Below are 18,616 nucleotides of genomic sequence, written 5' to 3'. Positions count from 1 at the left end.
TAAGGTTCAGATACCGATGATTTGAGCGACGGCGGGAAAGACGAGGAAGGCGAGGAAACCGAGGGCGAGGAGCAACTGCGCGACGAGCATCGACTGCGACTTCTCCTGAGCACGGCTTTCGGTGTCGGCGAGCTCGCGCTGCCGCATGGAGACCGCTCGGGCGGAGAGCGAGTCGCGGACCTTCGCGCCGTCCTCGGCGACGAGCGCCAAGGCGGCCGCGAGATCGCGCAGTTCCTTGACGTCCATATCCTCCCCGAGCTCCCCGAGCGCGGCCCACGGAGTCACGCCCTGAAGCCGCGCGGACTCCATGGTGTCACGAAGCCGGATCATCGCCCAGCCCTCGCTCACGCCGGCCGCTGCACTCAACGCCTCGGGCACGCCTCGGCCGCCGGCGAGGTTCATCGCCACGAGATCGAGGAACGCGCTCACCACGTGGCGGAAGTCGCGCCGCCGTTCGGCCGCTTCGGACTTGAGCTGAGCGGTGGTCAGGAGGCCGCCGGCCAGCGCTCCCACGACGGACAGCCACAGCGGAATGGTGATGCTGAAGCCGTCCCCGAGGGCGAACGGAAGGACGACGACGAACGGCGCGAGGAAGCCGGCGAGCGCGCCGAGCACGCTCATGGCCAGGTGCGCCTCGAGCGACCGTCCCATGACGGACAGATCCGCTCGTACCGAGGCGGGCAGTTCCCACCCGCGTGCTGACATGAACGACGAAAGCTCAGCACCGAAGCGCCGCAGCCGTACCGACTCCTCCTGGTGACGACGGTCGGCCAACAGCGAACGATCGCTCCGCGAGCGGTGGCGCATCGAGTCGAGCCGCGCGAGTTCCGCCGCGGCGGTGCCAGAACCCCGGTCGAGACGAAGCACGAGCCAGAAAGCGGCCAAGCCGGTCACCGCTCCGGCCAAGAGCACCCAGGTCATCGGCGGACCTCCGGCACGGAGGAGGCCCGGGCACCGAACAGGAACCGCTGGGGCAGTTCGACATCGGAGAGGCGGCGCATCCACGCGAATCCTGCGGCGAAGAGCCCGAGGATCAGGAGCAGAACCATCTGCCCCACGGGAGACGTGTACGGCGCGACGTAGCTTCGATTGAAGATCGACAAACCGAAGACGAACACCACCGTGATCACCATGACGATCTGCACGCTCCGACGGGTCGACGCGCGGCTCGCCGTCACCCGCCGTCGCATCTCCAGCTCTTCGCGCGCCGACCGGGCCAAGGACCCCAGCACTTCGCGAAGGCCGGGACCCCGCAGTCGAGAGTTCAGGACGAGTGCCGCGACGATGAGGTCGGCACTCGGATCGTCGAGGTCGTCGGCGAACCGTTGCAGCGCGACGGGCATCGGCGTACGAACGCGCAGCCGATCAGCGAGATCGGCCAAGGGCTGGGCGATGGTCGGGGAGGCGGCGTAGGCCGTCGCCGGGATCGCCTGCTCCAGGCCCACCGCTCCGGCGATGGTGTCGCGCAGTGACTCCGTCCAGCTCGCGAGCCCCTCCAGCCGCTCGATCGAGCGTCGCTCGGCCGCGGCACCGCCGATGAGCGCGGGACCGAACACCACGAGCACCCCCGCCGCGATGGCGAGCACCGGCCAACGGGTCAGCAGCAGGATGACGAAGCCCGCGCCCACGGCCCACGGGATGCGCGATCCGCCGCTCTTGAGCTCCTCGAGCAGGCGGGACTGCCGGCCGACGACGGCCGGCTTCGGCTCGGCCGGGGTCAGGCCGGCGATGAGGACGACCGCACCGACACCGACGAGCGCGCCCAGCAGCACGATCATCAAGAGCTCGGGCGAGATCACGTCACATCACCTGGCTCTCGAAACCCATCGGGCTGTACCCGACGGCGAGCAGGTCGTCGAGGCAGCTGATGGCGGCGCCGGGGACGAGCATGCCGTCCTGATCGACGAAGACCTCGCTGGAGAGCACCTGCCCGTCGACACCGTTGACCTCGCGGATCGAGGTCACGCGTCGTCGCAGTCCGCCGCCGGCGTGGAAGTCGTTGGTGCGCTCGACGAACACCACGAAGTCGATGGCGCCGGCGATCAGCATGCGGGTCGCCTCGGCGGGGAGCCGCTCGGCCGACTGGATCGCATACGTGCTGATGCGGTTGAACACCTCGATCGAGGAGTTCGCGTGGATCGTCGACAGCGAGCCGTCGTTGCCCTGGCTCATCGCGTTGAGCATCGTGACGATCTCGTCGCCGAGCACCTCGCCGACGATGACGCGGCTGGGGTTCATGCGCAGCGAGCGGCGCACCAGCTCGGCCATGCCGATGGCGCCTTGACCTTCGGAGTTGGGAAGCCGCTCCTCGAAGGCCACGACGTTGGGGTGGAGATCGCGGAACTCCCCCAACCCGAGTTCCAGCGCCCGCTCGACGGTGATGAGCCGCTCGTGCGGCGGGATCTCGTTGGCGAGGGCGCGCAGCAACGTGGTCTTACCGGCGTTGGTGGCGCCGGCGATCATGATGTTCTTGCGCGCCGCGACCGCTGCCGACAGGAACGAAGCGGACTCGGGGGTGAGCGTCCCGTTGTCGACCAGCATGTCGAGCTTCACCCGGTTGAGGCGTGCGCGGCGGATCGACAGAGCAGGCCGCGACGTCACGCCCATCACCGCGGACAACCGGCTGCCGTCGGGGAGGCGCAGGTCCAGCTGCGGGTTCGCGGTGTCGAACGGGCGGCTGGTGAGCCCGGAGTAGGAGCCCAGCACCTGCACCAACTCGATGAGCTCGTCGTCGCTGTCGGCGACCGGAGGAAGCTGCTTCTCCTCACCGTTGGCGTATCCGACGAACACGTTGTCGTAGCCGTTGATGTCGATGTTCTCGATCTCGGGATCGTCGAGCAGCGGCTGCAGCCGCCCGACCCCGTAGAGCGCCGCGTGGATGCCGTACGCGAGCTCTGCCTCCTCGGCCTGGTCCGGCGGCGTCCGACCCGCCGCGATCTCGCTGCGCGCATGGGATTCCAGGACGCGCGAGATGACGGCGCGGGCGAACTGGCGCTCGTCCTCCGACGTCATGGGGGGAAGACCGGCGTCGGCGTCCTCGCGCCGTTGCCGCGACAGGACGTCGGCGACCTCCTGGCGGAGCCGGCGCAACAGCACCTGGTCGGCCATCAAGCCACCCCCTGCTCGGATGATGCCTGGGGCACGGTGCCGACGAAACGCGCGAGCTTGTCGGCCACGACCTGAGCGGAGCGGATGTAGAGCGAACGCCTGATTCTGCGCTCGGAGTCGGTGCGAAGCCTGCCGACGGTCCGCGGGTCGAACGCGATGACCCCGAGCAGTTCGGCGCGAAGCCCGGCGGAGGCGAACAGCCGCTCCGTGTCGGCGGCGCTGCGGGTATCGGTCGGGTCGCCCACCAGCACGTATCCGAGCTTGACGGTGCCGAGGCCGCCGCTGTGCCGGCTCTCCTCCAGCATCGCCAAGCGATTGCGCAGATGCGCCAGCCCCTCGATGGAATCGCGCGCGACGAAGACCAGTGCGGTCGAACGCTCGACGACGGGCATCGCCGGCATTCCGGTGGCGAATCGACCACAGTCGGCCAGCACATCCCGGCCGGCCGCCCTGAGCGCGGTGCCCACGGCCGACCAGGTCGTGGCGAGACCCTGCATCTGCGCGGGGGTGGTGACCCCGAGGCAGACGTCGAGGCCGGCGTCGGTGATTTGGACGTGGTCGTCGATATTCACCTCCTGACCGACCCGCGCGGCCGCAGCCAGCGAGAGCAGGCCTCGGTCGTCGCCGAGTGTGCTGCCGTCGGCGGCGCGCTGCCGCAGCTCGATGTCGCTGCCTTGCGGGTCGAGTTCCACCACGACCGGGCGCTGCGGCCACAGGCCCGCCAGCGTGGTCACCGTCGTCGTGACCCCGGGCGCGCCCTTGGCCGAGACGAAGGACACGAGGCTCATTCGACGGACTCCCCCGTCACGCTTCCACCCGAGGTGAGGTTGGCGTCCTCAGGAGTGACGCCGCGACGGATCAGCGCCATGCCCAGTTGATCGGACCCCGCCGCGTTCACGATCGCGTCGGCGGCCTGCGAGGTCACCAGCACGGTCGCCGACGAACCGCTGCCCTCACCGCTGAACGCGCCTCCGCTCTCCCCTTCGGCGGACCCGAGGATCAGGCCCGTGCCGAGGAGTGCGCCGCTGCCGGTGCTGTCGCCGACGCGGATCAACCGCACCTCGTCGCCGTCACGCAGCCCGTCCGGCACCTTGCCGGCCACCAGCGGTACTCCGACGCGCACGCTGCCGGCCGGGTAGGGCGACGAGGTCTGCAGCATCGTGGTGTCGAGCAACTGGCCTTCGCGCAACGTGGTTCGCGCGTAGGTGCCGAGCACCTCATCGGCCTCGCTGACGGGAATGAGGTTGAGTCCCTCGGCCGCCACATCGGCGGTGCGCAGCATCTCGGCGGTGATCTCCGTGCCCGCGGGAATCGTCCGATCCACGACGATCATGGGCTCACGCGCATCGAGGCGCAGCGCGAGGAGTCCGGCGAGCGCCGCCCCGCCGACGATGAGCAGCACGCCGATCGCCACGAGCGCCGGGCGGCGACGGCGCGGAGGGCTCGGTTGCTGACCGTTGGGGGTGGACGTCGCGCGCGAGCGAATCCCGCGCGACGCGCGCTGACGTTCGCGGTCCTCGCGCGTCGGAGCCGACGTGTCGGTGGCCATGTATCACATTCCTCGGTCTGTGCCGCGAGGAATGCGCATCATCAGCTCTCCTCGGACGAGGCTCCCCGCGAAATGACTACAGCGATGCGATCCTAAGGCAGATTCCGTCCGCATTCCCAATCGGGACCTGATTTGCCGTTGGCGTCCTCGGCGTGGGCACCGCAACCGCCTCTGGACTAGGCCGCCGCTTTCTCCAGCGCACTCACGGTGGTGGCCAGTTCCTCGTCACTCACTCCCGCGCCGAACGTGAAGCGCACCGCGGTCTGTGCAAGCGCGGCGTCGTAGCCCATCGCCGTCAGCACGTGGCTCGGCTCGTCCTCCCCCGCGGCGCACGCGGAGCCGCTGGAGCAGTAGATCCCCTGGCGTTCCAGGTCCAGCAGGATCGACTCTCCGCTGCGCCCGGGGAAGACGAACGAGGCGTTGCCCGGAAGGCGTCGGGTGGCGTGTCCGGTGAGCTCGGCCGTGGGTACCGCGGCGAGAACATCCGCGACGAACCGATCCCGTCGGGCCCCGAGCACCGAGGACGCGCCCGGCTCGGCGCAGGTCTCGAGCGCGACGGCCATCCCCACTGCGGAGGCGACGTTCTCGGTACCCGAGCGCCGCCCTCGCTGCTGCCCCCCGCCATGGACGAGCGGTTCGAACGGCACCCTGCGCCGCAGGTAGAGCACGCCGACCCCCTTCGGCGTGCCGATCTTGTGCCCGGCCAGGGCCATCGCCTGCACGCCGAGGCGCTCGACGTCGAGGTCGAGCGCACCCGCCGCCTGCACCGCATCGGTGTGGAACGGGACGTCGTACTCGGCAGCGACCTCCGCGAGCACCGCGACGTCCTGCACCGTGCCGACCTCGTTGTTGGCGTACTGGATGCTCACGAGCGTCGTGTCCGGCCGAATGAGGTCGCGCAGGGACTGCGGCGACACCACCCCGTCGTGGTCCACGGGAACTCGTTGCACCTCGAAACCCCAGCGGGTCAGCCAGGCGGCTGACTCGAGCACCGCCGGGTGCTCGACGGCGCTGACCAGCACGTGCCGTCCGCGCGGAGCCGCCAGCGCGATGCCCTTGACGGCCGCGTTGTCGGCTTCGGTGCCGCCCGAGGTGAACACGATCTCCCCCGGCCGGGCGCCGAGGCGGGCCGCCACCCGCGCTCGCGCATCCTCCAGTGCACGAGCCGCGAGCTGACCGGGCTCGTGCTGACTGGCCGGGTTCGCGAACTGCTGCGTGAGGTAGGGCCACATCGCCTCGAGCACCTCGCGCCGCACGGGCGCCGTGGCCGCCTCGTCGAGATAGCTCATGGTCCCATCCGCACGTCGAGGCCCAGGTCGAGCGCCCGGACCCCGTGGGTCAGGGCCCCGACGCTGATGACGTCGACGCCGGTCCGTGCGATGTCGCCGACGGTCTCCAGCGTGACCCCGCCGCTGGCCTCGACGATCGCGCGCCCGGCGACGAGCTCGACACCGCGGCGCAGGTCGTCGAGGGAGAAGTTGTCGAGCATGATCGTGTCGACGCCGCCCTTGAGCACCGGCTCGATCTGGTCGAGCCGGTCCACCTCCACCTCGAGGTGGGTGGTGTGCGGCAACGTCGCCCGCGCCGCGCGGATCGCCTCGGTGATGTCGTCGACGAGCGCCAGGTGGTTGTCCTTGGCCATGACCGCGTCGGACAGCGAGAACCGATGGTTGTGCCCACCCCCGCAGCGCACGGCGTGCCGCTCGAGGACGCGCAGGCCGGGCGTCGTCTTGCGGGTGTCCACCACCCGAGCACCGGTGCCCGCCACCGCGGCGACGTACTGCGCCGTCAACGTCGCGATGCCGCTCATGCGCTGCGTGAGATTCAGGGCGACCCGTTCGGCTCGCAGGACCGAACGCGCCGGTCCCTCGACGGACGCGAGCACGTCGCCCGCGCGGAAGCGCTCCCCCTCACCCAGCAGACCCCGGACCTCCACCGTGGCGTCGAGCGCCGTCATCGCCACGGCGAACACCCCACCTCCGCTGAACACGCCCGCCTCGCGAGCGACGAGATCGGCTCTCGCCACCGCGGCCGCGGGGATGAAGGCCTGCGACGTGAGGTCGCCGAACGGCGCGTCTTCCTCCAGTGCCAGGCGAACGACGTGGTCGATGTGGTCCTGCGTGAGCATCAGGCCTCCCAGCGCACGAACGAATGTCGTGCCGATCGTGCGGTGTCGGGTGCGTCCGTGCGGCAGTGGGCGCCGCGCGATTCCTTGCGGGCGAGTGCGGTGGCGGCGACTGCCTGAGCCACGAGAAGCAAGTTGGCGTCTTCGGCCGATTTCACGTCGGTGGGGCTGGCGACCTGCCAAGAGCCGAGTGTCTCGAGGGCACGCTCGAGCGTTCGGCCGTCGCGCTCGAGCCCGAGCGCTTCCCACGCCAGTTGCTGGATGTCGTCGCGGCCGCACCAGCGCTCCGCGGCGGCGGCTCGCAGGGCGATCGGTTCGGCGTCGGCCGTGAACCCCGTCCCAGCTGCGCGCGGATTCGTGAGCGCGTCGACCGCGCGGCGGCCGAAGACCGCGCCTTCCAACAGCGAGTTGGAGGCGAGTCGGTTGGCCCCATGCAATCCGGTCCACGCCACTTCGCCGACGGCCAGCAGGCCGGGAACGCTCGTGCGACCCCACAGGTCGGTCGCGACTCCGCCCATGAGGTAGTGAGCGGCGGGGGTGACCGGCACGGGGTCGGTGGACCAGTCGATCCCCCGCGCTCGCACGGTCGCATCGATCGTGGGGAATCTGCGGGAGAGGAACGCGGCCCCGAGAGCGGTCGCGTCCAGGTGGACGGGCGCTCCGTGCTGAGCCGCCATCTGCCGGGCGATGGCCCGGGCGACGACGTCTCGCGGGGCGAGCTCCGCGTCCGGGTGGACGTCGAGCATGAAGCGGCGACCGTGCACGTCCCGCAGCACCGCGCCCTCCCCTCGCACGGCCTCCGAGACCAGCACGTTGCCGCCCACGGCGAGCGACGTGGGGTGGAACTGCACGAACTCCACGTCCGCGAGCACCGCGCCCGCGCGCAGGGCGAGCGCGAGGCCGTCGCCGGTCGCGACGGCCGGATTGGTCGTGTAGGGATACAGGTGCCCAGCACCGCCGGTGGCCAGGACGACCGCGTCGGCCTCGATGACGTCGCCGTCGAGCAACCGCACGCCACGCGCCCGGCCGCCCGAGACGACCAGGTCGGCCACCATCGTGTGTTCGCGCACGCCGACGCCGGCGTCGCCGGCGCGGGCGACCAGCGCACCGGTGATCGCGGCGCCCGTCGCGTCGCCGTCCGCGTGCAAGATGCGCGCTCGCGAGTGCGCGGCTTCCAGTCCGCGCGCGAGTTGACCGCCGGTGACGTCGAACCGCACGCCCGCCGCGATCAGCTCGGCGACGGCGTCGGCTCCGGCGGCGCAGACCGCCTCGGCGGACGGCCGTTCGCTGAGACCCGCGCCGGCGCGCACGGTGTCGGCGACGTGGCTGTCGACCGAGTCGTCGTCCCCCGTCACGGCCGCGATGCCGCCTTGCGCGTAGCGCGTGTTGCTCTCGGCGAGCAGCGACTTGGTGATCACCGTGACGTCGATGCCACGTGCGTGAGCCGCGAGTGCCGCGGTCAATCCCGCGACCCCGCTGCCCACGACGATGAGGCGCTCGGTCATGTCATCCTCCGCTCAGCGCGGCTTGGCCGCCAGCATCCGCTCGAGCGCGACCTTGGCATCACCCGCGACATCGGCGTCGACGCTAATCTGATTGCGGACCTCACCGTCGACCAGGCCGTCGAGCACCCAGGCGAGGTAGCCGGGGTGGATGCGGTACATCGTCGAACACGGGCACACCACCGGGTCGAGGCAGAAGATCGTCCGGTCGGGGTACTGCGCCGCCAGCCGGTTCACGAGGTTGATCTCGGTGCCGATCGCGATGACGTCACCGGGCTCGCTCGCCTCGACAAAGGTCCGGATCGCGTCGGTGGAGCCGGCAGCGTCGGCCGCATCCACGACGGGCTTGGGGCACTCCGGATGCACGATGACCTTGCAGCCCTCGTACTGTGCGCGGGCCTGCTCGATCTGCGCGACGGTGAAGCGCTTGTGCACCGAGCAGAAGCCGTGCCACAGCAGCACCTTGGCGTCGCGCAAGGTCTCCTCGGTCTGCCCGAGACCCGGCTTGTGCACGTTGATCATCGGCGTCTGCTCGGGTGGGATGCCCATCGCGGAGGCGGTGTTGCGTCCCAGGTGCTGGTCCGGGAAGAACAGCACGCGCTGGGCCCGCTCGAAGGCCCATTCGAGGACGGTCGCGGCGTTCGACGACGTGCAGACGATGCCACCGTGGCGGCCGCAGAAGGCCTTAAGCGCGGCCGAGGAGTTCATGTAGGTGACCGGCATCAGCGGCATCCGCCCGTCGGCGTCCGGTTCGGTGCCGTACAGCTCGACGAGCTCCTCCCAGGCGGTCTCGACCGCGTCTTCGTCGGCCATGTCGGCCATCGAGCAGCCGGCCGCGAGGTTCGGCAGGATCACGCGCTGGTCGGCACCGGCCAGGATGTCCGCCGTCTCGGCCATGAAGTGCACGCCGCAGAACACGATGGACTCGGCGTCGGGGCGCGTGAGCGCGGCGTTGGCCAGTTGGAAGGAATCGCCGACGAAGTCGGCGTACTGCACGACCTCGTCGCGCTGATAGAAGTGCCCGAGGATCACCAGCTTGTCGCCCAGCGTCTTCTTGGCGGCGCGGATGCGCGCGTGCAGCTCGTCGTCGCTCATCTTCTGGTAGGCGGCGGGAAGCTGCCCGGGCCGAACGACCGGCAGCGGATTCGCGTCGGCGCTGGACGCGCCCGGCCCGTAACCGGGCATCGCGTCGAACTCCCACGGGCCTTTGGCCAGCTCGACGTCACAGCTCTGCGACGGGCTGCCTTCGATCCGGTCGGTGACGGACAGAGTCATGCTGTCTCCTCGATGGTGAGGGTGGCGCGGGGACGCGCCAGGTTGGATCGGTAGAGCGCGGGCGGCCGATGACTGGTGCCCGTGAGGTGGCGTCCGGTCGGCTCGACCGTGCCTTGCGCGAGGATCTGGCGGCGGAAGTTGGCCGGGTCGAGCCGGCGACCGAGCACGGCCTCGTAGACCTCACGCAGCTGAGCGAGCGTGAACTCGTCGGTGAGGAACGCGTGCGCGATCGGCGAGTACGTGATCTTCGCGCGCAGCCGGTCGAGGGCGTACCGCACGATGACGTCGTGGTCGAAGGCCAGCCCGCACACGTCGTCGGCGGGGAACCACTCGACGTTCTCTCCGTCGATCGCCTGAGCGTCCTCGTCGGGACGGACGAGTGTCCAATACACGATCGAGACGACGCGAGCGCCCGGCGACCGGTCGACGTCGCCGAAGGCGTACAGCTGCTCGAGATAGCGAGGGGCGAGTCCGGTGGTCCGCGCGAGGGTCGCGCGAGCCGAGGCGGCGAGGTCCTGGTCGTCCTCGAGAGGACCGCCGGGCAGCGCCCACAGGCCGTCGTACGGCTCACGGATCCGGCGCACGAGCGGGAGCCACACGGTCAGCCGCCCGGTCCGCAGGTGCGGACGCAGGGCGAACACCACGGTCGAGACGGCCAACGAGAGCCGCTGCTGGGTGGTGTCGGTCATGAGCCTCTTCCTTAAGGTGCTCCTGACACTATGCACCCGAGCTTTTTGTCACGTCAACCCTAAGGCCGGTGTCCGGCCGGCTCCGTGTCGTACGGGGCCGCACCGAAGCCCGACTGCGGATCCAAACCGGTGCGCATCCGCCAGGCCACCAGCGCCAGCGAGAGCGCCGCCACATGACCGCTGTGGCTGAGATCCACGCCGAGGAGGCGCTCGATGCGCGCCAGGCGCGCATACAGGGACTGTCGGCGGATGCCGAGCCGATCCGCGGCCTCGCGCTTCGACCCGCGACAGGCGACGAACGCATCCAGCGTCTTGACCAACTGCGATGCATGAGCGCGATCGTGATCGATGAGTCCGCCCATCTGCTCGCTCACGAAGTCGCTGACGGCGGCCGCGTCGACGCGCGACAGCAGCCGCTGAAGCCCCACGTCGCGCTGGAGCAGGGTGCCCGACTGCTGTCCGATCGTCCGGGCGAACCGCACGACGTCGCGTGCGCTGCGGACCGCGTCCGGCAGGTCACCCGGTTCCGCTACCGGCCTCGCGACGCCCAGGAGCAGTTCACCACCACGGGCGGTCGTCAGCCGTTCCGCGATCTCGGCCGCTTGCTCACGCAGCCGATGGGGCGCCGGAACGCCACGACCGATGACCACGACGTGGGTGCTGATCGATCCGACCAGGACTTTGCCCCAGGTCGGGGAGAACGCCTCGTCGGCCGCGGCGATCTCATCGACGATCGGACGGCGCGGGTCCGCATCGACGACGGCGACCGTGGCGCCCTGCCACCGTTCACCGCCGGCCCATCCGGCCTCCGCCAGACGGCGGAGCACGTCACCGGACGACAGCAGGCTCCCGGCCGCCAGATCGGCGACGAGGGACTGAGCGAGCGAAGGACGGGTCACGACACCGGTGAACCGCGACAGTTCCAGTGCCACCGCGACGGCACCCCGCTCAGCGACGGCGTGCCGGTGAGACGTCTGCTGGCCCCGCAGGACGAGCGTGCCGAGGGGACCGACGGCTCCGCGGACCTGCGTCGCCACGTGCTGCGTCGCCGACACGGTGGACGAGATACGGCTGCGCTCGACGAGCTGACCCTCGACCCCGAGGAATTCCACCTCGCATCCGGCCGACCGCGAGATGGCGTCCAGGAGTGCGCGCAGCCCTTCGCCCGCGAGCACGACGGCCAGCAGATCGTCCCAGGAGTGCTCGCCGTAGCGATAGGCGCCGAGTTTGCGTTGCAGCACCAGATCGTGGAAATCCTCCACGATGCGCTCGAAGGGCACCACGGTGTGCAGCGTCACGAACACGATCTGCTGGCGCCGCGCCTCCGCCAGCATCGACTCGGGAACCGAGAAGAACGAGCGGCCCATCTCCATCACCACGGCCACGCACCCGGCCTCGGCGACTTCACGGACGTAGGAGGCGAGCTGCTCCGACGTCCGTCCGTGGAGACCGAGGCCGCTGGTCAGCAACACCTCTCCCCCGGCCAGTAGCGAACCCATCTCGAAGACCTCGGACGAATGCACCCACCGCACCATGGCCTGCTGAGGGTCGCCGGTGTGCACGACGGGGTCGGCGGCCCGGAAGGCCGGCATCTGCAGCACCTCGGCGAGCGGGATCAGCATGAGGCCCTCCTCGGAGTCGTCGGCGCTGACACTGTGTCAGCCGATTAACGCGACCTCCACGACAGTATGTCCCTTTACGGCGCCCCGCGGACATGATGCAGTGGCGTACATCACACCCGCTCGCTTCCAGGAGAATCCCATGACCCTCCAGCAGTCACACCGCACGTTCCTCGATCTGGCCATCGAACAGGCCCAGATCGGCTGGGACGAGGGCGGTATCCCGATCGGGGCAGCACTCGTGCGCGGCGACGAGGTCCTCGCGGTCGGACGCAACCGCCGGGTGCAGATGGAGAGCGCCATTCGCCACGGCGAGACCGACTGCATCGAGAATGCCGGCCGGCTCCCGGCGAGCGTCTACCGCGAGAGCGTCCTCTACACGACCCTCTCGCCGTGCACGATGTGTGCGGGGACGGCCGTGCTCTACGGCATTCCACGCATCGTCATCGGTGAGAACCGCAACTTCGAAGCCTCCGAGGCCTGGCTTCGCTCCAACGGCGTCGAGGTCGAGGTCGTCGACGATCCGGCCTGCCGGGCGCTCATGGACCGCATGATCGCCGAGCGCCCGCAGCTGTGGGCCGAGGACATCGGCGAGGAGGCCTGACCTATGGTGAGACGCGACGACTCCCCGCTGACCGACGTCGAGGCCGAGGCCATCGACCGCGACTACCCCGTCACCCCGGTCCCGGCCCACGCCCGCAAGACCTTCTTCTCGCTCGCCGTGGTGCTGCTGGGCTTCACGGTCTTCACGCCCACGATGCTCGCCGGGGCGGCCCTCGGCACCGCCTTCAGCTTCGGCGACCTCCTGCTCGTCGTGCTCGTCGGCTCGCTGATCCTCGCCGGGTACGTCTGCGCACTCGGCTACATCGGGGCACGGACCGGGCTGACCACCGTCGTCATGGCCCGATACACCCTCGGCACGCGCGGCTCCAAGCTCGCGTCGATCCTGCTCGGCGGGACCCAGATCGGCTGGTACGGCGTCATCATCGGCACGATCGGGACACTCACGGCTCGGGCCTTCTCCTGGGACTCGTACGCGGCCGAGGCCGCCGTGATGATCGCCGCGAGCGTGCTCATGTGCTTGACCGCGTGCTACGGCTACCGCGGCATGTACTGGGTCTCGCTCGTCTCGACGCCACTCATCCTCATCCTCGCCTTCTGGGTCGTCGCGCGGTCCCTCGATGAGGTGGGCGGCTGGTCCGGGCTGACCAGCGTGGAGCCGAGTGCGACGATGACGTCCGCCGTCGCCATCACGACCGTCGTCGGCACCTTCGTCTCGGCCGGTACGCAAGCACCGAACTGGACGCGTTTCGCGCGGACCGGCCGGCACGCCGTCCTCGCGTGCATCGTCGGCTTCCTCATCGGCAACGCCCTGATGATCCTGTTCGGGGCCATCGGCGCGATCACCTTCGGTGAAGGCGACTTCGTGCTCGTGCTCTACCAGCTGGGGCTCGTGGGCTGGGGCCTGCTGCTGCTGTTCGGCAACTTGTGGAAGAGCAACGCGGACACGGCGTACGCCTTCGGCGTGGCGGGTGCGGAGTTGTGCGAGAAGCCGAGCAAGACGCCGTTCGTCATCGGCGGATCGGTCATCGGTACCGTCCTCGCGCTGGTCGGGATGCACCATCACCTCGAGAGCTACCTCGTCATGCTGGGCATCTTCATCCCGCCGCTCGGCGGCGTCATCATCGGCGACTGGATCGCGCGCTGGCGGGCGGGGATGCCCGAGGGCACGCCCCTTCCTATGGTCAACGGCGTCAACCTCGCCGTCTACGCCGTGGCGAGCCTCCTGGCCTGGCTCTCGGACCAGTACGGCGTCGGCATCCCGCCGCTCATCGGCATCCTCTCGGCCATGGCCCTGGCCCTGGTCGCCAGCCGGGCGATGCCGCGTTCGGACGCCCGTACCTGATCGCGCCCTCCGGGCGGTGAGTGAGCACGCAACCGACACCTCGCGATGCGCGCTCACCCGCCGCCCGCGGGCGGGTTCGAAACACGACAGACTGAGCACCATGACTCTGGACATCCGGCCGGTCACCGAGGACGACCACGATCAGCTCAAGGCGCTGCTCATCGAGGCGTTCGGCACGATGAACACCGGCGAGAACTGGGACGGTCTGACCCGGCCGGGACAGACCCGGTGGGGCACCTTCGTCGACGGCCGGCTGGCCGCGACGATCAATCACCGCGAGTTCACGTCGTGGTTCCGCGGGGTGGAGGTGCCCACGGCGGGGGTCACCGGGGTGTCCATCGCGACGGAGTTCCGGGGCCAGCGGCTTCTCGGCCCCCTGATGGACGAACTGGTGCGTCACGCCCGTTCTCGCGGCGAGCACATCGCCACGCTGTTCGCCACGGCGACCGGGATCTACCGCGCGCGCGGCTTCGCCCGGATCGTGCAGGTGGCCAACGTGCACCTGCCCGTGGCCTCGCTCTCCCGCATTCGTGGATCGCTGGGCCTGCGGCGCGCGACGGAGGCCGATCGGCAGCTTCTCGACGACCTGTACACGCAGTGGGCACGCCGGTACGACGGACCGCTGACCCGACGCGGCGAGGTGTTCGCGCGGCCGCATCCGCAGCTCAAGGACGTGCACGGCATCAGCGTCGTGGAGGGCGACGACGGACCGCGGGGGTACGTGGCGTGGAAGCGCGGAGCCTCTGCCGACTGGGCCGATTCGGTCATCGAAGTGCCCGAGTTGGTCGCGCTCGATGACGAGGCGGCGCGCACCGCGCTCGCGGCGATCGCGAGCTTCGACTCGGTCGCCTCACGCGTGCGGCTGTACACGCCCGGCGACGTCGACCCGCTGCGGTGGTTGCTGCCGCAGAACGCGTGGTTCCCGCTCGCTGATGCCGAGCCGTACATGCTGCGGGTGCTCGATCCGACCGGGTTGGCGGTGCTGCCCGCCCCTCTCGGCGTCTCGGCCACGTTGCCGTTCACCGTGGACGGTGAAGGCTGGGTGGCGCACGTGGCGGACGGACGGATCGACGTCGAGCGGGACGCCGCGGCGCGCGGCCGCGAGTTCGCGCCCGGTGGGCTCGCCGTGACCTTCGCCGGCGCCCTCCCCAGCCGCGGCCAGCGCGCGGTGGGCCTGCTCTCCGGCGACGACCGCGACGACGACCTGTGGGACCTGGTGTTCACGAGCGGCCGACAGCTCGCCATCCGCGACTCGTTCTGACCCGCCGCAGCGGTGAGCTGTCACGCACAGCGAGCGCGAGCGGTGAGTGATCACGCACGCGGGGCCACGAAATGCGGGACAGCTCACCGCCCACATCAGCGGAAGTCGCGGGCCCGGTGCTTGGCCGGGAGCGCCGCGGCGGCCTGCGGATAGAGGTTCTCGATGCGTTCGAGCGTCTCGGCCTTGAGGTTGACCGCGCCGTCGCTGTGCTCGAGGACGCCGCGGATGACGACTCCCGCGGCGCCGCGGGCCACCCGGCGGTGCCGCTGCCAGACCGACTCGAACACCACGACGTTGAGCATGCCGGTCTCGTCCTCGAGGTTGAGGAAGGTGACCCCGCCGGCCGTGTACGGCCGTTGCCGGTGCGTGATGAGGCCGGCGACGCGGACGCGCCGCTGCGGCTCGTGCGTCGCGAGATCGCTCACCGCGAGGATGCCGTGCTCGCGCAACAACGGCCGCAGATGCTGCAACGGGTGCTCCCCCGGCGAGATGCCCGTGGCCCACAGATCCGCCGTGGTGACCTCGACCTCGCTCATGCCCGGCAGCATGTCCGGCGGCGGAGCGTCGACACCGGAGCCTTCGAGGTGGTCCAGCCGATCGACGTAGCCGGCGTTCCACAGGGCCTGCCGGCGACTGAGTCCGAAGCCGTCGAACGCCCCCGCCGTGGCGAGCGACTCCATCTGCGCCACCGACAGCTCCGCCCGACGCGCGACATCGGCCATATCCCGAAACGGCCGCTCCCGACGCGCCGCGACGATCCGTTCGGCATCGGCCTCGCCGATCTGCTGCACGCTCACCAGACCGAGCCGGACCGCGTGATGACCGTCGCGCCGATGCTCCTCGAGCCGGTGGTCCGCGGAGGGATCGAACGGCGGCACCTCGGGCTGAGCGTGATCGCGGCAGCAGTCGAGCCCGGTCGGTCCGGTCCTGTGGGGCGCGACCGCTTCGAGGTCGGCCTGGGCTTGCGACAGCTGGATGTCGGGCCGGCGCACCTCGACCCCGTGACGACGCGCATCGGCGACCAGCGACTGCGGTGAGTAGAACCCCATGGGTTGCGCGCGCAGCAACCCGGCGAGGAACGCCGCCGGATAGTGCAGTTTGAGCCAGGAGCTGGCGTAGACCAGCAGAGCGAAGCTGATCGCATGGCTCTCGGCGAATCCGAAGTTGGCGAACGCCTGGATGCGCGCGTAGATGTCGTCGGCGAGCTGCCCGGTGATCCCGTGCTCGGCCATGCCCGCGTACAGCTTGGCCTCGAGCCGCTCGATCTTCTCGACTCCCCGCTTAGAGCCCATGGCCCGCCGCAGCAGATCGGCATCATCACCGGTGCACCCGCCAACCGCCATGGCGATCTGCATGAGCTGTTCCTGGAACAGCGGCACGCCCATCGTGCGCTCCAAGACCGGCTGCAACGCAGGATGCAGGTAGTCGACCTTCTCCGTGCCGAGCCGGCGACGGATGTAGGGATGCACCGCGCCGCCCTGAATCGGGCCGGGCCGGATGAGCGCGATCTCGATGACGAGGTCGTAGAAACAGCGGGGACGGAGCCGCGGCAGGGTGCCGATCTGGGCGCGGCTCTCCACCTGGAAGACCCCGATGGAATCGGCGCGGCACAGCATGTCGTAGACCGCGGCCTCCTCCTTGGGAAGGGTGGCGAGCTCCCACCGCTCCCCCGTGTGCGCCGCGACCAGATCGAAGGTGTGCTGCATCGCGCCGAGCATGCCGAGCCCGAGCAGGTCGAACTTGACCAGGCCCATCCAGGCGCAGTCGTCCTTGTCCCACTGCAGGACCGTGCGCCCCTCCATCCGCGCCCGCTCGATCGGGACGACCTCGCCCACCGGCCGCGCCGTCAGCACCATGCCGCCGGAGTGGATGCCCAGATGCCGCGGGGCGCCGAGCGCTAGACCGGCGAGCTCGATGACCGGTTGGGGTGGCGCGCCGGCGTCCTGCGGATCCTCCACCGCCACCTCGGACCACGAGTCGATCCGTTTGCTCCAGGCGTCCTGTTGGCCCGGCGAGTACCCCAGCGCCTTGGCCATGTCGCGCACCGCCGACTTGGGCCGGTAGCTGATGACGTTGGCAACTTGCGCAGCGTTGCGGCGCCCGTAGCGCTCATAGACCCACTGGATGACCTCCTCACGGCGATCGGAGTCGAAATCGACATCGATGTCGGGCTCCTCGTCACGCGTCGCGGACAGGAAGCGCTCGAACGGCAGACCGAACTTGATCGAGTCGACCGCCGTGATCCCCAGGGCGTAGCAGACCGCCGAGTTGGCGGCCGAACCTCGCCCCTGGCACAGGATGCCGCGGCCCTTCGCGTACTGGACGATGTCGTGGACGATGAGGAAGTACCCCGGAAAGTCCTTGGCCTCGATGACGGCGAGCTCACGCTGGAGCCGCTCCTCGGCCTCCTCACGCTGGTGGGCGTAGAGCCGGTCAGCGCCCTGCCGGACCAGCTCGCGCAGCCAGGTCATCGGCGTATGCCCGTCCGGGACGGGGAACCGCGGGAGAGCCGGGGAGGCTCGCCGCAGGTCGAACCCGACCTCGCGGGCGATCTGCACCGAGCGCTCGACCGCCCCGGGGTACCGGGCGAAGCGCTGCTGCATCTCGGCACCGGACCGCAGATATCCCACGGAACCGAGCCAGCCGTGCATCTCGGCCAGACTGCGCCGCGCCCGCACCGCGGCGAAGGCCTGGGCGAGCCGGACGTCGCGAGGCCGCGCCGCATGGACGTTGCCGGTGGCCACGACGGGAAGCCCGTGCTCGCGGGCCAGCGCAGCGAGCGTGTCGTTGACGGCGCTGTCCTGCGGATAACCGTGGTCGGTCAGCTCGACGACGACGTTGTCGGCCCCGAACCGCTCGATCAGGGCAACGAGTTCACGACCGGCCGCCGGTGCCCCGTCGCTGGCCAGCGCTTGGCGGACCGCTCCCTTACGGCATCCGGTCAGCACCACGACGCGATCGCGCAGCTGGTCGGCGAGCGCGTCGAGGTCGTACTGTGGGCGGCCCTTCTCGTCTCCGGCCAGCTGCGCATCGGTGATCGCCCCGGACAGCGCGTGGTAGCCCTCCACACCGCGGGCGAGGACCAGCAGATGGGTGCCTTCGGGATCGGGGCGTCCGTTCTGCGGCGAGGTGAGGCCGAGGGAGAGCTCGGCTCCGTAGGCCGTCGACATCCCGTGCAGGGTCGCCGCTTCGGAGAAGCGGGCCGCCCCGTAGAAGCCGTCATGATCGGTGAGCGCCACCGCGGACAGCCCGAGCCGCACCGCCTCCTCCACGATCTCCTCGGGCCCGCTGGCTCCGTCGAGGAAGCTGAAGTCGCTGTGACAGTGCAGCTCGGCGTAGGGCACCACGGCTTCGGACGGGCGTTCCAGGCCCTCCGGCGCGTCGTAGGCGCCGCGCTTGCGCGACCATGCGGGGCCGTCCCCGCCGTCCGGTTCGTGCCGGTGCGGGACCCGGCCGGACAGTCGCGCCTCGAGCTCACGCCACGAGATATCCGGGTTGTGCCATCCCATCTCTCCCCTCCTCCCTCAGTACGGGACCCGCTGAGTGTGACGTTTCGCAGGTGATTTCCGTGGTTTACCTGGC

The 18,616-nt window shown here is 70.3% G+C and carries 15 protein-coding genes; 3 read left to right on the top strand and 12 right to left on the bottom strand.

Annotated elements, in window-relative coordinates:
- Positions 1-6 precede the first annotated feature (6 nt).
- The 11 genes from D9V41_RS03625 to D9V41_RS03575 all read right to left on the bottom strand — a co-directional run bounded on the left by D9V41_RS03625 (position 7) and on the right by D9V41_RS03575 (position 11,870).
- A complete protein-coding gene (locus D9V41_RS03625) occupies positions 7-921 on the bottom strand; it encodes a type II secretion system F family protein (RefSeq protein ID WP_121793173.1) in 915 nt (304 codons plus the stop codon).
- Positions 918-1,799 carry a type II secretion system F family protein gene (locus tag D9V41_RS03620; RefSeq protein ID WP_208006723.1) on the bottom strand — a complete coding sequence of 294 codons (882 nt, stop codon included), beginning with the start codon at positions 1,797-1,799 and terminating at the stop codon, positions 918-920. Before D9V41_RS03620 ends, D9V41_RS03625 begins: the two co-directional genes overlap by 4 nt.
- A gap of 1 nt (position 1,800) precedes the next feature.
- Entirely contained in the window at positions 1,801-3,108 is a 1,308-nt protein-coding gene (locus D9V41_RS03615) for a TadA family conjugal transfer-associated ATPase (RefSeq protein ID WP_243697143.1), read from the bottom strand.
- Positions 3,108-3,896: a CpaE/TadZ family protein gene (locus D9V41_RS03610; protein ID WP_121793171.1), complete on the bottom strand. Its 789-nt coding sequence runs from the start codon at positions 3,894-3,896 to the stop codon at positions 3,108-3,110. The genes D9V41_RS03615 and D9V41_RS03610 overlap by 1 nt, the downstream gene beginning before the upstream one ends.
- On the bottom strand, positions 3,893-4,657 hold the full coding sequence (locus D9V41_RS03605) for an SAF domain-containing protein (RefSeq protein ID WP_121793170.1): 765 nt from the start codon (positions 4,655-4,657) through the stop codon (positions 3,893-3,895). The genes D9V41_RS03610 and D9V41_RS03605 overlap by 4 nt, the downstream gene beginning before the upstream one ends.
- Before the next feature lie 176 nt (positions 4,658-4,833).
- Positions 4,834-5,946, bottom strand: a complete 1,113-nt coding sequence (locus tag D9V41_RS03600; RefSeq protein WP_121793169.1) for a cysteine desulfurase family protein — start codon at positions 5,944-5,946, stop codon at positions 4,834-4,836.
- Positions 5,943-6,785 carry a carboxylating nicotinate-nucleotide diphosphorylase gene (gene nadC, locus D9V41_RS03595; protein WP_121793168.1) on the bottom strand — a complete coding sequence of 281 codons (843 nt, stop codon included), beginning with the start codon at positions 6,783-6,785 and terminating at the stop codon, positions 5,943-5,945. Before nadC ends, D9V41_RS03600 begins: the two co-directional genes overlap by 4 nt.
- Entirely contained in the window at positions 6,785-8,287 is a 1,503-nt protein-coding gene (gene nadB, locus D9V41_RS03590) for an L-aspartate oxidase (protein ID WP_121793167.1), read from the bottom strand. Before nadB ends, nadC begins: the two co-directional genes overlap by 1 nt.
- A gap of 12 nt (positions 8,288-8,299) precedes the next feature.
- Positions 8,300-9,559 carry a quinolinate synthase NadA gene (gene nadA, locus D9V41_RS03585; protein WP_121793166.1) on the bottom strand — a complete coding sequence of 420 codons (1,260 nt, stop codon included), beginning with the start codon at positions 9,557-9,559 and terminating at the stop codon, positions 8,300-8,302.
- Positions 9,556-10,248: an NUDIX hydrolase gene (locus D9V41_RS03580; RefSeq protein WP_121793165.1), complete on the bottom strand. Its 693-nt coding sequence runs from the start codon at positions 10,246-10,248 to the stop codon at positions 9,556-9,558. Before D9V41_RS03580 ends, nadA begins: the two co-directional genes overlap by 4 nt.
- 59 nt (positions 10,249-10,307) lie before the next feature.
- Entirely contained in the window at positions 10,308-11,870 is a 1,563-nt protein-coding gene (locus D9V41_RS03575) for a PucR family transcriptional regulator (protein WP_121793164.1), read from the bottom strand.
- Between the two features lie 139 nt (positions 11,871-12,009).
- On the opposite strand from D9V41_RS03575, the gene D9V41_RS03570 reads away from it, so the two are divergent.
- The 3 genes from D9V41_RS03570 to D9V41_RS03560 all read left to right on the top strand — a co-directional run bounded on the left by D9V41_RS03570 (position 12,010) and on the right by D9V41_RS03560 (position 15,034).
- Positions 12,010-12,471, top strand: coding sequence for a nucleoside deaminase (locus D9V41_RS03570; RefSeq protein ID WP_121793163.1), 462 nt, complete (start codon positions 12,010-12,012; stop codon positions 12,469-12,471).
- Positions 12,472-12,474: 3 nt separating this feature from the next.
- A complete protein-coding gene (gene codB / locus D9V41_RS03565) occupies positions 12,475-13,773 on the top strand; it encodes a cytosine permease (RefSeq protein WP_121793162.1) in 1,299 nt (432 codons plus the stop codon).
- Positions 13,774-13,873: 100 nt separating this feature from the next.
- Positions 13,874-15,034 (top strand): GNAT family N-acetyltransferase, encoded by a 1,161-nt coding sequence (locus D9V41_RS03560; protein WP_121793161.1) that lies wholly within the window; start codon positions 13,874-13,876, stop codon positions 15,032-15,034.
- Positions 15,035-15,129: 95 nt separating this feature from the next.
- Here the strand turns inward: D9V41_RS03560 and D9V41_RS03555 are convergent, their stop codons facing one another.
- Entirely contained in the window at positions 15,130-18,543 is a 3,414-nt protein-coding gene (locus tag D9V41_RS03555; protein WP_121793160.1) for an error-prone DNA polymerase, read from the bottom strand.
- Between the last annotated feature and the right edge of the window lie 73 nt (positions 18,544-18,616).

Origin of the sequence: Aeromicrobium phragmitis, assembly GCF_003674095.1 — a bacterium.
Classification (GTDB): domain Bacteria; phylum Actinomycetota; class Actinomycetes; order Propionibacteriales; family Nocardioidaceae; genus Aeromicrobium; species Aeromicrobium phragmitis.
This window is presented reverse-complemented; position numbering and strand designations above follow the sequence as displayed.

Bases quoted from the DNA above. Each gene is read 5' to 3' on its own strand.
- D9V41_RS03625 (WP_121793173.1), bottom strand. From the start codon at position 921: ATGACCTGGGTGCTCTTGGCCGGAGCGGTGACCGGCTTGGCCGCTTTC.
- D9V41_RS03615 (WP_243697143.1), bottom strand. From the start codon at position 3,108: ATGGCCGACCAGGTGCTGTTGCGCCGGCTCCGCCAGGAGGTCGCCGAC.
- D9V41_RS03610 (WP_121793171.1), bottom strand. From the start codon at position 3,896: ATGAGCCTCGTGTCCTTCGTCTCGGCCAAGGGCGCGCCCGGGGTCACG.
- D9V41_RS03605 (WP_121793170.1), bottom strand. From the start codon at position 4,657: ATGGCCACCGACACGTCGGCTCCGACGCGCGAGGACCGCGAACGTCAG.
- D9V41_RS03600 (WP_121793169.1), bottom strand. From the start codon at position 5,946: ATGAGCTATCTCGACGAGGCGGCCACGGCGCCCGTGCGGCGCGAGGTG.
- nadC (WP_121793168.1), bottom strand. From the start codon at position 6,785: ATGCTCACGCAGGACCACATCGACCACGTCGTTCGCCTGGCACTGGAG.
- nadB (WP_121793167.1), bottom strand. From the start codon at position 8,287: ATGACCGAGCGCCTCATCGTCGTGGGCAGCGGGGTCGCGGGATTGACC.
- nadA (WP_121793166.1), bottom strand. From the start codon at position 9,559: ATGACTCTGTCCGTCACCGACCGGATCGAAGGCAGCCCGTCGCAGAGC.
- D9V41_RS03580 (WP_121793165.1), bottom strand. From the start codon at position 10,248: ATGACCGACACCACCCAGCAGCGGCTCTCGTTGGCCGTCTCGACCGTG.
- D9V41_RS03575 (WP_121793164.1), bottom strand. From the start codon at position 11,870: ATGCTGATCCCGCTCGCCGAGGTGCTGCAGATGCCGGCCTTCCGGGCC.
- D9V41_RS03570 (WP_121793163.1), top strand. From the start codon at position 12,010: ATGACCCTCCAGCAGTCACACCGCACGTTCCTCGATCTGGCCATCGAA.
- codB (WP_121793162.1), top strand. From the start codon at position 12,475: ATGGTGAGACGCGACGACTCCCCGCTGACCGACGTCGAGGCCGAGGCC.
- D9V41_RS03560 (WP_121793161.1), top strand. From the start codon at position 13,874: ATGACTCTGGACATCCGGCCGGTCACCGAGGACGACCACGATCAGCTC.
- D9V41_RS03555 (WP_121793160.1), bottom strand. From the start codon at position 18,543: ATGGGATGGCACAACCCGGATATCTCGTGGCGTGAGCTCGAGGCGCGA.